The sequence below is a fragment of the Enterobacter cloacae complex sp. GYL001 genome (assembly GCF_049237125.1).
Taxonomy (GTDB): Bacteria; Pseudomonadota; Gammaproteobacteria; order Enterobacterales; family Enterobacteriaceae; genus Enterobacter; species Enterobacter hormaechei_C.
This window is the reverse complement of record NZ_JBMKGW010000003.1, coordinates 123,923-136,542: the sequence shown is the minus strand read 5'-3', so window position 1 is coordinate 136,542 and position 12,620 is coordinate 123,923. Positions and strand designations below refer to the sequence as shown.

Below are 12,620 nucleotides of genomic sequence, written 5' to 3'. Positions count from 1 at the left end.
CCGCGATGACCGGCTATAAGGATAGATGACGTGAAATTGAGATGGTTTGCTTTTTTGATTGTGCTGCTCGCTGGCTGTAGTTCAAAACATGATTATCAAAATCCCCCCTGGAACCCTGAAGTGCCGGTAAAGCGGGCCATGCAGTGGATGCCGATCAGCGAACAAGCCGGGAAGGCCTGGGGCGTGAGCCCGCGTCTGATCACGGCGATCATTGCCGTGGAGTCCGGCGGCAACCCGACGCTGGTGAGTAAATCGAATGCGGTGGGGCTGATGCAGTTAAAAGCCTCGACGGCGGGAAGAGAGGTCTATCGCTACATGGGCTGGAAGGGACAGCCATCCACCAGCGAGCTGAAAAACCCGGAACGTAATATCTCTATGGGAACCGCTTACCTGAGCATTCTCGAGCATGGCATTCTGAAGGGGATTGACGATCCGGAAGTGATGCAATATGCGCTGGTGGTGTCGTACGTTAACGGAGCCGGCGCGCTGCTCCGAACCTTCTCATCCGATCGCAAAGAGGCGATAGAAGAGATTAACGATATGGATAAAGATGAATTCTTCGAGCACGTTGTGAAGAATCATCCGTCAGTACAGGCTCCACGTTATATCTGGAAAGTACAGAAAGCGATGGACGCCATGTAACGCCTTTGTCGGGCGGCTGCATGCTGCCCGACGCCTTTCAGCGCACTTTGTTCGCGCGTTCCCGCGCTTCACGCTCCAGTGAGAAGATGATGCGCTGTAGTTCGCGTTCGGCGCCTGGCCCGACATTCAGAAAGCGAAAGCTCAGTCGCGGCGTGGTAATGGTTTCGTTTTTGCTGTCCACCACCTTACGCTCGCTGATGGCAATCAGCTGGGCGTCAAACCAGAAGCGTCCCCATCCGCCCATATCCAGCTCAATCTGACTAAAACGCATGCCTTCCACCAGTCCTTCCGGCTTCGGCGTATCCATTAACGCGCCCATCCCGCCCAGTGACAGGTCGAAGAGACGAAAGCGGATCTCTTTTTTGTCCGGCATTTTTGCCTTACAGAAATAGGCCGGGTGAAGCGGGGCGCTGATGCGAAAAAACTCGCGGCGTTGCACGAACCAGAGGTTAGCGGGCAGGGGAGCGATAAACGCAGGCAAACCCTGGTACGCGATCGTGGTCAGGCGGGGCAGTATAAACTCGACTTTAGCCCCCTGCGTTTCGGCCATCACCGAGAGGTTTTCTGCCTGGAGCGCGGCACGGTTTTCTTCGCTCTGGCTACCCAGATCCACGATCAGGTGTTCTGCCGTCACGTCCAGGATCTTGCTGATAAACTGGCTGGTTGACCAGTTGATGCGCAGCGGCACCTCGCCCTTTTTCAGGTCGCGTAACACCCCTAATACAGCCAGCGGATTTTGTTTCAGGAACTGCTCACTGTAGCTACTCACGCCAGATGGCTCCTCGATAGATGACAGACTGTCTCTGGGTTATCGGCACGCTGGCATGAAACTTAATACAAACGATCTGTTTTTCTCCGCCGATATTGATTTGCTAATGGAAATGATAATAATTGGCGTTCCCAATACCATCTAATAACAAGACGACACTATGAGCACCTCACGTTTTGCGTTATGCGCGTTGGCAGGCGCCGTCACGCTGGCATTGCAAACACAGGCTTTTGCAGAAGAACCCACCATCGTGGTGACCGGTACAGAGCAGGGCAGCGCGCTCCCTGCCTGGACCAACAGCGCCACGAAATCAGCCGTCGCGGAAAGTAAAACGCCGCAGGTGATCAACACCATTGCCGCTAAAGAGATTGAGCAGCGGCACGCCAGTTCGGTAAACGAGATCCTGCGCTATGCGCCGGGCGTTTCCACGGAGGTGCGCGGGAGCACCTCTTACATGAGCGAGTACAAAATCCGCGGGTTCAACGTCGAGCAGGAGTTCTACAACGGCCTGCAACTTCCCTATAACGTCACCGGGAACACTAAAGCGCGAATCGATCCGCTGCTGATTGAGAGCGTCGATATCCTGAAGGGGCCGTCATCCGTGCTGTATGGCGGTGGCTCCCCGGGCGGGCTGGTCAATATTCAGAGTAAAAAGCCGCAGAAAGAGGCGAAAACAGAACTGGGCTTTAACACCGGAAACCGCAATCTTAAAGAGGGGTACCTGGATTCCACGGGGCAGATTGCGACCAGCGACTGGAACTATCGCCTGCTGGGTAAAGCGACAGAGAGTGACGAACAGGCGCACACCACGCGCTATGAAAACTATCTGGTGGCCCCCTTCGTGACCTGGCAGCCGGATGACAAAACGCGCCTGACCATTGACGCGCTGGCGCAAAATACGCCGAGCCTGACGCCGTCTGATCCGATGCCGCTAAGCTATCTACGGTCTAAATACGCCGATCGTCGTGACTATGCCGGGGATGAGTGGAGCGGCTTTAAGCAGCGTCAGTGGATGCTGGGCTACAGCTTTGAACATGAGTTTGACAGTGGCTGGGGCTTTAGCCAGAAAGCGCGCTACTTTGACGTGGACACCCACCAGCGCAGCGCCTATTCAACCGGGACGGGCAGCGAGGTCTACCAGCTTAACCGCTTCGCCTATACCACGGATGAAGATTTACAGAGCTTCAACATTGATAACCAGGTCACCCGAACCGTCGCGCTGGGGGACTGGAAACATCATCTGCTGGCGGGCTTTGACTACCAGAAGCTGAACTCTCACTTCCATTATCGTTACGCCTCGTCCACACCGGGTATCGATATGCATAATCCGGATCACTCGCAGATCGATAACGATGCGCTGGGGCTTGAAACCGCGCAGAAAAACCGTCTCAGCTATCAGCAGAATGGCTATTACCTCCAGGATCAGATTGCGTTTGGCGGGCTGAACGTGTTGGCCAGCCTGCGCTATGACGACTACCGTTCCGTCACCACCAACTATCTGCAAAACGGTGACAAAGCCTGGGTATCGCAGGATCGCCTCACCAAGCGACTGGGTGCGCTTTATGCCTTCGACAATGGTCTCTCGCCGTTTATCAGCTATTCGGAAGGGTTCGCCCCGGTATCGCCGCAGGGCACGCTGACCGCGAAAGACGTTAAGCCCACCACCAGCAAGCAGGTGGAGGGTGGGGTGAAATACCTGCTGGCGGAATACGCAACCACCTTCACCGCCTCGGTGTTTAACATTCGTCAGAAAAATGTGGTGACCAGCGATCCGGGCTTCCTCAACTATCGCCAGACCGGGGAAGTGGAATCGAAAGGCGCGGAGCTTTCCGCTATGAGTCGTCCAACGGATAACCTGACGCTGATTGCCAACTATGCCTACACCCACGCCATCAATACCGAAGATGACAAGTATCAGGGCAAACGACCGACGCAGGTCCCTGAGAACGCCTTTAATCTGTGGGGGGATTACACCGTTGACAGCACGCCGCTGAGAGGGTTAACGCTGGGGGCAGGGGCACGCTACACCGGGCCGATGGAGATCTCGCCAGCCAACGACGCAGGCAAGCTGGGCGGTACGACGCAATACGATCTGGCGGCGTCTTACCGCATGGGCGAGCTGGCGCCATCGCTGGAGGGGCTGACGTTGAAAGCGAGCGCGCAGAACGTCACCAACAAAGAGACGCTCACCTGCTATGACGCGACCAACTGCTGGATAGGCCGTGACCGCACGTTCCAGGTCGGGGCGAGTTACAGCTTCTGAAAAAAGCCCGGTGGCGCTTCGCTACCGGGCCAATCTATTGCACGGAACCGTCCCCTCGCCCCACCGGGGAGAGGGTCAGGGTGAGGGGCGCTACTGCGCCGCCTGTTTCGCAGGTGCAACATCATCGTTTGCCGCAGGCTGATTCTCCGGTACGCTGTCGCACGGCTTCTCTTTCGGGCAGACCATGTCCAGCATCCTGAGCGTCACGCCGTTACTCCAGCCGAAACCGTCCTGCAACGGATACTCACCGCCGCCACCGCCGGTACCGGTCGAAGAGACATCGTACTTCTCAACCAGTTTCTTCTCGCGATCGTAGGTATGCTGAACGTTTTTCAGGAAACGCCAGGTTACGTCCATCGCCACTTTCTGCTGACCATAGTTCTGCAACCCTTCCACCGCTACCCACTGCAACGGCGCCCAGCCGTTCGGCGCATCCCACTGCTGCCCGCTGTTGATGGTGGTGGTAGAAATACCGCCCGGTTTCAGCAGGCGTGACGACGCGGCTGCGGCCACTTTATCCGCGCGATCCTGTGATGCGGCCTTCACATACAGCGGGAAGAGGGCTGCGGCCGTCAGCTGATTACGCACCTTCCCGGTTTTCAGATCGTAATCCGCATACCAGCCCTCTTTATCGTTCCACAGGTGGCTTTCCATGGCTTTCTGACGTGCGGAGGCCAGCGCGTCATATTTACTTGCACTGGCGTTATCGCCGTCTTCCTGACTGGCGCGGGCCAGCAGTTTTTCCATCTTAAACATCAGCGCATTCAGATCCACCGGCACGATGCTGGTGGTGCGGATGGTACCCAGCTTCTGTGGATCGTCCATCCAGCGGGAGCTGAAATCCCAGCCCGAGGCCGCGGCAGAGCGCAGATCGCGGTAAATTTCGGTGGCCGGACGGTTAGGGTTATTTTTGGCGGTGGTCACGTCATCCAGCCACGACTCAGGGCGCGGCGTGTCCCGATCGTCCCAGTAGCGGTTGAGGATCGAGCCGTCATCCAGTTTCACCACGCGTTTGTTCGCCTGACCAGGCTGGAGCCCATCAGCCCCCTCCATCCAGTAAGCGTACTCTTTCTCCATCTGCGGACGGTATTTCTTCAACGCGTCGCTGTCATGCGTGGCCAGCAATTCCACCATCAGCGAGAAGAAAGGCGGCTGAGAGCGGCTCAGGTAGTAGCTGCGGTTACCGTTAGGGATATGGCCCCAGGTATCAAGCTCGTAAGCGAAGTTGTCCACCATGTCGCCGATCTTATCCCAGTGGCCGCTCTCGGCCAGCCCCAGCATGGTGAAATAGCTGTCCCAGTAATAGACTTCGCGGAAGCGTCCTCCCGGCACGACATAGGGCTTTGGCAGGGGCAGGAGGGAGTCCCATTTGTTCGCTTTGTCAGTGGTGCGGGTCAGTACAGGCCACAGATCGTCTATGTGTTCGCGCAGGCTCTGGCCTTCAGGGGGAACGTATTTCTCACCTTCCTTCGGCAGGATAAAGTTCATCTCTACGAAGTGGCGCAGGTCAAAACCGGACTGGGTATGCTGCATCCGGTAATCCGCCAGGATGGTTAGCGGGTCGCTTTTGGGAACGGCATCCGCGAAGGTTTTCTGATCCGGGAACAGTTTGGCGCTCTGTACTTCATTAAAGAGGGGGCCAAGGAGAATATCAGGTGAGCTTTGCTGGCTCGTTGGCTGGTCTTCAGCATAACCAAATGCGGTAACACCGAGTAGGGCGCCTGCCAACGTAAGGTGTAACAAGCCAGGGCGTAGCATTCGAGTTTTTATCATCGGTTCATCTCCATTCGTCGCTGGGCAGCGTCACCGCTGTCGTCAATCACCTGAAAACCTTAGACGAATATTGCCCGCTTCGCGTGTTAGATATCCCATTTTGCGCATTACCAGACAATTTACCGCCGCGCCCGGACGTAAGAAGCGCGCCGAAAACTATTTACTCGGGAAATGTTTTTTGGGGAGTGATTTTAATTAAATATCCTGTCAGGGCAAACTATGAATATTGACCAAGCTTATGGGTTGCAACCTTTTTTAATTCTGTGAACGGGGTTGTGTTTCTTTATTACATTCCGCGAATAACTTTCCGTGAAGGTCACACAAAGTAAAAAACATAACCGACATAACAAAAAACATAATAGCCTGCCGAAAAACATTTAGACGAAATAGAGTGGCCCATCACTTCGGGTATTCACTTTTATTTCAGGATGGATTCTATGCAATTAAAAAAAATGGTTGTCCTCGTGGGGGCACTCTGTTCTGGCTCTCTTTTTGCGGCACAAAGCGCGACGAGCGTAGATGAAAAACTGGCGCAACTGGAGGCGCAAATCGAGGCGTTGAAACAACAGCAGGCGGCCAGTCAGCAGGCTGCTCCCGTGGTCGTCCAGTCAGAAGAGCCCGTCAATAAAGACGCACCACCGAAGCTGACGCTTTCGGGCTTTGGAGATATAAAATTTTATGGCGATGTGGAATTTAATATGGATGCTGCCAGCAAAACCGGCAGTCTGACTTCTGTTAAGCAAAGTGCTAATAGCGACTGGGCACCGGGAGATAAAGAACGGTGGGATATTAATGGTCGTATTTTGCTGGGGTTTGATGGTTATCGGAAAATGGATAACGGCCATTTTTCCGGATTTTCTGTACAACCACTGGGAGATTTGGCAGGGCAAATGTACCTTGATGATGCGGTATTTTTCTTTGGCGCAGAAAACGAGTGGGAAATTAAAGTTGGACGTTTTGAAGCCTACGATATGTTCCCGCTCAACCAGGATACCTTTGTTGAATACTCAGGCAATACAGCGGACGATCTTTATAGCGACGGCTATGGTTACATTTATATGCTGAAAGAGGGGCGTGGCCGTACCGACAGCGGCGGTAACTTCCTGATGAGTAAAACGCTGGATAACTGGTATTTCGAGCTGAATACGCTGTTCAAAGACGGCAGCGATCTGTACGTCGACCAGCGCTACCATGGCGCGGAACTGGAAAATGATAAGAACGTCGCCTATGTCCGGCCAGTTATTTCGTGGCAGGACGGCCCGTTCTCAACGGCCGTCGCCATGGAAACCAATCTGGTCAACAATGCTTATGGCTATCGGGATGACGCGGGTCGTTGGGTCGATCAGTCTGACCGCACCGGTTACGGATTCACGATGACCTGGGATGGTCTGAAAGCCGATCCTGAGGATGGCATAGTCGTGAATCTCAACACAGCGTATCTTGACGCCGCAGACGAAACGGACTTCACCTCCGGCGTCAATGCCCTGTGGTGTAACGCTGAGCTGGGCTATATTTATGCACATAACGAAATCGACGAATTTAACACTTCAACCTTTGACGCAGAGTGTGAGAATGATTGCTGGATCACCGATCCGGGTGAGTATGATATTCACACTGTCCATGCGTCATACCTTATTCCCAACGTAATGAAGATGAAGAACTTTAACATTTACCTGGGCGCCTACGCTTCGTGGGTGAACGCGTCGCCGAAAAAGGGAAGCGATAAGAACGACGATCGTTATGGCGGTCGTGTGCGGTTTAAATATTATTTCTGAAGAGTGTCATGATGCCCCCCTGTTAGCAGGCAGAGGGGCCATTTTGCAGGCCGGGTATGCGCAAGCGTCACCCGGCAATACGATCGGCTACAACCCTTTCTTATCCATCAGCACCGCCAGATCCACCAGACGGTTCGAGAAGCCCCATTCGTTGTCATACCACGACAGGATCTTCACCATATTCCCGCCAATCACCAGCGTTGAAAGCCCGTCGATGATGGATGAGCGCGGGTCGCCCTGATAATCACGGGAGACCAGCGGTTCATCGCTGTAGCCCAGGATGCCTTTCAGCGGCCCGCTGGCGGCAGCCTGACGGAACGCGTCATTCACCTCTTCGGCGGTCACGTTGCGGCTCAGCGTCACCGTCAGATCGACAATCGACACCACCGGAACCGGCACGCGCAGAGAATACCCGGTGAGTTTACCGTCAAGCTCGGGGATCACTTTCCCGAGCGCTTTTGCCGCGCCGCTGGAGTAAGGCACAATGGATAATGCTGCCGCGCGCGCGCCGCGCAGATCTTTTTCCGGCTGGTCATGCAGCGCCTGGCTGTTGGTGTAGGCATGCGTGGTGTTCATCAGCCCGTGCTCAATACCAAACTGCTGGTGCAGCACCTGCGCCGCTGGCGCCAGACCATTAGTGGTGCAACTCCCGTTGCTGACCACAAAATGCTGGGCCGGATCGTACAGCGTGTGGTTCACGCCCATCACCACCGTCAGATCATCATTTTTAGCCGGGGCGGAAATAATGACGCGTTTTGCGCCGCCGCTCGTGATATGCACCGCCGCTTTTTCACGTTCGGTGAAGAAGCCGGTTGCTTCAATTACCACCTCAACGCCTGCGTCTTTCCACGCAATGTTTGCCGGGTCGCGTTCACTGAATACGGTGATGCGTTGCCCGTCAACCTGTAGCGCGCCGTCCGCCGCTTCCACAGGCACCGGCAGCGTGCCGAGCAGAGAGTCATATTTCAGCAGATGGGCGAGGGTTTTACTGTCCGTCAGATCGTTAATGGCCACAATCTGGAGATCCGGGTTGCCCAGCGCCGCGCGCAGGACATTACGTCCGATACGGCCGAAACCGTTAATACCGACCTTAACCATGATGCACTCCTTATCTGTGTTGTCTGGAGTTACTGTAGGCGTCAGGTCAGATGGCGTAAATGACAAAAAAGGATCATATTACGCCATTCTGCGGCAGTGGAAGCGCTGGCGGTATTCGCCCGGCGTGAGATGAAGCTGCTTTTCAAAAACGCGGCGCAGGTTGATGCTGGTACCAAACCCGCTTTTTTCGGCAATGACCTCAAGCGGATCCTGGGTCTGCTCCAGAAGCTGTCGGGCGGCGGCCAGGCGCGCTTCGGTGACATAACGGGCCGGAGGCACGCCCACGTCACGCGTGAACACGCGGGTGAAATTGCGCGGGCTCATGGCGACCCGTTCGGCCAGCCTTTCGACGCACAAATCTGCGGTGAGGTTTTGCAGGATCCAGCTTTGCAGTTCGCTGACCGGTCCGCTCGCGCCGGACTGCTCCAGATTATAGCGGCTGAACTGTAGCTGACCGCCAGGCCGACGCAGGTACATCACCATATCCTGCGCCACATTGCGGGCGAGGGTGAAGCCGTAATCATCTTCCACCAGCGCCAGCGTCAGGTCAAACCCGGAGCTGACGCCGCCGGACGTCCAGACGGGGCCATCCTGAACATAGAGCGGGCCGCCCTCAACGTTGACCGCAGGATAGCGGGTTTTCAGGGTTTCCAGAAGCCGCCAGTGGGTCGTTGCCCGGCGCCCATCGAGCAGTCCGGCCTGTGCCAGCAGCAGGGCCCCGCCGCAGACAGAGGCGACGCGTCGCGCATGCGGCGCGGCCAGGTGCAGCCAGTCCACCACGGCGGTGCTCTCCAGCTCATTCATGCCGCGGCCGGTAATGATGATCGTGTCCAGCGGCTCGCGCGGATCAAGCTCCGGCAGGCGATAGTCCGCCAGCAGGTTCAAGCCGGACTGGCCGTGGATCACCAGATGAGGCTGGGTGGTGGCGATAATGATGCGGTAGCGGGGCTGCGCAAGGCCGTCCGGGTGCAGCCGGTTGGCCTGCATCAGAATGTCGGCGATACCGGCGGCCTCAAACAACATGCCACCATCAGGAACGATAATCAGGATCTTCTTCATGTCCTGAAAAGTACCTTTATCACAAAATAAGTCAAGCGGAAGGCGAACATTGTAGAAGAGACAAATGAGGCGTGCCGGGTGAAAGAGTAGAACGGCAGATGTTGGGAAGAAGTAAAAGAAATATGTAGTAACGGTAAAACTTCTTGCGTGAGGTTCACTGTCAGCGCCGCTGAACCCCCCAGTTTATGGGCTGCAAGGGAGCGCGCTGAACGATGAGAGAGCAAAAAGATGTAGCCGGGCTTAATTGTTTAGGTGCAAAAAATAACCCCAAAGGGGAATTTTGCTCAGGTTATTTCGGATCGCGAAATTAAATTTCTGCCATTTTCTTAGCCGCCATTTGTTTATGCGGGACGCTCGTGCACAATAAAAGTTATCTTCTGAATGCAACAATGAAAATATCCCAGATATATCCCGCAGCGCACAGAAAAAATGAAATTCTACTAATTATGGTAGTGGAGATAATAAGGGGTTACGTTAATGATAGTGGTTCTCTTTTTCCTGTTTAGCCATTAATTTTCATAGAGTTATGCTCGAAATCTGTCTAAGAAAAAGACGATTTTACCTAAGTGCGCATTTTTTATGAGATTAATCCTATAATGCATTGGGCGTATCATTAAACGCCATTAAGCAGGTGGGAAATATTGAATTGATGACAAGCTCATGTAAACTTGTCTACCGTTTGTCAAAATATGTCAGGAGCATGCTGGGCCCATTTCTGTCGGGTTCGTGCGGTAGCTATGCCTTAAAATAGTTACCTGCTGAAAATATTCCGACTATTTTAACAATAGCACCTAAGTCAAATTTTATCCCCTCTCTTCATCCTCTAAATATCGCTACGGAAAAGCATATGAAACTGCGCGTATTGTTATCACTTCTGTTTGTTATGGCGGTGGCGGGCTGTAAGGCGCCGCAGAAACCAGCGATCACCGATGATACGATTGTGACCAGCCAGGTGAATGGCATCACGCTGACGCACCGTCACGCTGTTACCCCTCCGGTGGAGTTCACTCAGGTGAATGAACCGTACCGTGCCATGTACCCGGCATCCCTGATGAGCCGTCCTGACTACGGCGGAAAAGTGATCCGTACGCTTGAGACCGGCAAAACTTACGTTGTGCTGGGGCAGGTTGAACATTTCTGGATGGCGCTAGCCGATGAAGGGAGTGAACAGCTGATTGGTTACGTACCGATGCGTGCCGTGATCAAGGCTGACCAGTACGAAGCCACCGTGCGTAAACAGGCACTGCGCCCGAAAGCGCGTAAGAAAACCACCTGTGTTGATGTCGATGGCAACAGCAAAGCCTGCAAAGACAGCGCGAACGGTACCTGGATCCTGAACTAAACGGGTTTCACGAGCATATTTTTATGAATAATAAAAATTTTCATCGGATGTGGTTCCCTTTTTTTGCGTTGATTCTCGCGCTGATCGGTGGTTGTACGTCGTCTTCACACAGCGACCCCTCCCGCTACAATCTTCAGTTTCAGGCTCATCCTCAAATCAATGATTCTGCACCGCTTAAGGTCAGAGTGTTGCTGCTGAAATCCGATGCGGATTTCATGTCCAGTGACTTCTACTCCTTACAGAACAACGCGTCAGCCACGCTTGGCGCGAATCTGCTGAACAGCGATGTGTTCTTCCTGATGCCGGGCCAGCTTTCGAAAACCCTGAGCGGACAAAGCTCACCGGAAGCGCGCTATATCGGCGTGATGGCGGAATACCAGGCGCTGGACGGTAAAAAATGGCGCGTCTCACTTCCTTTGCCTGTTCCCGGCGAAAACGCGATTTACCAGTTCTGGAAATGGTCCGCAGATGAACTCCAGGCCAGCGTCTTTCTTGACGTAAATGGTATCCGGGTCATCAGCCAGTAACGCCCTTCATAACAGGAAAGAGATCATCATGACGAAAGCAGAAAAGGTCGTCTGGACCGAGGGCATGTTCCTGCGTCCCCACCATTTTCAGCGGACAGAAAGTTACCTCCTCAACCACGTTCGTGAGTGGGGGGCCTTGCAGCGATCGTATCTTTGGGGCTTTCTCGACCTTGAGCTGGATGAAGCGATGCTTCGCCAGGGCTGTATTGCCCTGAGCTACTGTAGCGGTTTGCTGCCTGACGGCACCTTTTTCCAGGTTCGCAGCGACCGCAACGGTCCGGCTCCGCTAAAAATCCCCGATAATCTGACCAATGAAAAGGTGGTGCTTGCGCTGCCGGTTCGTCGCGGTGGCCGTGAAGAGGTGATTTTCAGCGAGGAGCAGTCTTCTCTGGCGCGTTTTATTACCTTTGAACAAGAGGTGGAAGACGACAACGCCATGTCGGTCGGGGAGGCGACGGTCCAGTTTGGCCGCCTGCGTCTGACCCTGATGCTGGAGAAAGATCTGACGGCAGAATGGACCGCCATCGGCGTGGCGTACGTCACCGAAAAGCGCAACGATAACCACGTGCGGCTGGATAACAGCTACATCCCGCCAATGCTGAACGCCAATAACAGCCCGCAGCTGTACGGCATGATCAATGACCTGCACGGCTTGCTGGTGCAGCGTAGCCAGCAGATCGGCGGTCGACTGCGCCAGCCGGGGCGTTTCAATACGTCCGAGATGGTTGAGTTCACGCTTCTCTCGCTGATCAACCGCCACCTTGGCGACGTCTCACATTTAAAAACGCTGCCGCTGCTTCACCCGGAAGCGCTCTGGCGCAGCTGGCTGCCGTTCGCCACGGAGCTCGCCACCTGGACGCCGCAGCGTACCGCAGAGAGCATACTGCCGGTATACGACCATGACGATCTCGCCGTTTGCTTCAGCAAACTGATGCTGATGCTGCGTCAGGGGCTGTCGCTGGTCATGGAAGATCATGCCATCCAGCTGCCGCTGCACGAACGCTCCCACGGGCTGAACATCGCCACCGTGCCGGAGACCAGCATGGTCCGCGAATTTGGCTTCGTGCTGGCGGTAAAAGCCAATGTCCCCGGCGAACACCTGCAAACCCATTTCCCTGCCCAAATGAAGGTTGCGCCAGTGTCGAAAATTCGCGATCTGGTCCAGCTCCAGCTGCCGGGCATCATGCTTCGGGCAATGCCCGTCGCGCCGCCGCAGATCCCGTGGCATGCAGGCTACAGCTATTTCGAGCTCGAGAGGGGCAGCGAACTGTGGCACGAGATGGACAAGTCCGGGGCATTCGCGCTGCATCTCGCAGGGGAATTCCCGGGTCTCGATATGGAGTTCTGGGCCATCCGTAGCCCGACAGAATAA

10 protein-coding genes are annotated in these 12,620 nt (G+C 54.9%); 6 read left to right on the top strand and 4 right to left on the bottom strand.

Features of this window, described 5'->3' with window-relative positions; genetic code table 11:
- Window positions 1–30 precede the first annotated feature (30 nt).
- Window positions 31–642: a membrane-bound lytic murein transglycosylase EmtA gene (gene emtA / locus ACOTWU_RS07955; protein WP_032648573.1), complete on the top strand. Its 612-nt coding sequence runs from the start codon at window positions 31–33 to the stop codon at window positions 640–642.
- Between the two features lie 37 nt (window positions 643–679).
- Here emtA and ycgR read toward each other — a convergent pair whose 3' ends face one another.
- Window positions 680–1,411 (bottom strand): flagellar brake protein YcgR, encoded by a 732-nt coding sequence (ycgR, locus tag ACOTWU_RS07950; RefSeq protein ID WP_017384309.1) that lies wholly within the window; start codon window positions 1,409–1,411, stop codon window positions 680–682.
- A gap of 160 nt (window positions 1,412–1,571) precedes the next feature.
- Here ycgR and ACOTWU_RS07945 point away from each other — a divergent pair, with 160 nt between their 5' ends.
- Complete coding sequence (locus ACOTWU_RS07945; RefSeq protein WP_126498634.1) at window positions 1,572–3,674, top strand: TonB-dependent siderophore receptor; 2,103 nt, start codon at window positions 1,572–1,574, stop codon at window positions 3,672–3,674.
- A 90-nt stretch (window positions 3,675–3,764) separates the two neighbouring features.
- Here the strand turns inward: ACOTWU_RS07945 and ACOTWU_RS07940 are convergent, their stop codons facing one another.
- The gene (locus ACOTWU_RS07940; RefSeq protein ID WP_032619545.1) at window positions 3,765–5,447 is read right to left on the bottom strand and encodes an alpha,alpha-trehalase; all 1,683 of its coding nucleotides are present in this window, start codon (window positions 5,445–5,447) and stop codon (window positions 3,765–3,767) included.
- Window positions 5,448–5,884: 437 nt separating this feature from the next.
- Between ACOTWU_RS07940 and ACOTWU_RS07935 the strand changes: the two genes are divergently transcribed.
- Window positions 5,885–7,222 (top strand): carbohydrate porin, encoded by a 1,338-nt coding sequence (locus ACOTWU_RS07935; RefSeq protein WP_108393977.1) that lies wholly within the window; start codon window positions 5,885–5,887, stop codon window positions 7,220–7,222.
- 87 nt (window positions 7,223–7,309) lie between these two features.
- Here the strand turns inward: ACOTWU_RS07935 and gap are convergent, their stop codons facing one another.
- Window positions 7,310–8,320 (bottom strand): type I glyceraldehyde-3-phosphate dehydrogenase, encoded by a 1,011-nt coding sequence (gene gap, locus ACOTWU_RS07930; protein ID WP_015570325.1) that lies wholly within the window; start codon window positions 8,318–8,320, stop codon window positions 7,310–7,312.
- A gap of 78 nt (window positions 8,321–8,398) precedes the next feature.
- A complete protein-coding gene (locus ACOTWU_RS07925) occupies window positions 8,399–9,379 on the bottom strand; it encodes a GlxA family transcriptional regulator (RefSeq protein WP_126498633.1) in 981 nt (326 codons plus the stop codon).
- A gap of 847 nt (window positions 9,380–10,226) precedes the next feature.
- On the opposite strand from ACOTWU_RS07925, the gene ACOTWU_RS07920 reads away from it, so the two are divergent.
- Genes ACOTWU_RS07920 through tssK form a run of 3 tightly spaced genes read left to right on the top strand, consistent with a single transcriptional unit; the run spans window position 10,227 to window position 12,620 of the window.
- Window positions 10,227–10,721 carry a hypothetical protein gene (locus ACOTWU_RS07920; protein ID WP_045335081.1) on the top strand — a complete coding sequence of 165 codons (495 nt, stop codon included), beginning with the start codon at window positions 10,227–10,229 and terminating at the stop codon, window positions 10,719–10,721.
- Between the two features lie 23 nt (window positions 10,722–10,744).
- The gene (gene tssJ / locus ACOTWU_RS07915; RefSeq protein ID WP_022648418.1) at window positions 10,745–11,248 is read left to right on the top strand and encodes a type VI secretion system lipoprotein TssJ; all 504 of its coding nucleotides are present in this window, start codon (window positions 10,745–10,747) and stop codon (window positions 11,246–11,248) included.
- Window positions 11,249–11,276: 28 nt separating this feature from the next.
- Window positions 11,277–12,620 (top strand): type VI secretion system baseplate subunit TssK, encoded by a 1,344-nt coding sequence (gene tssK, locus ACOTWU_RS07910; protein WP_015570328.1) that lies wholly within the window; start codon window positions 11,277–11,279, stop codon window positions 12,618–12,620.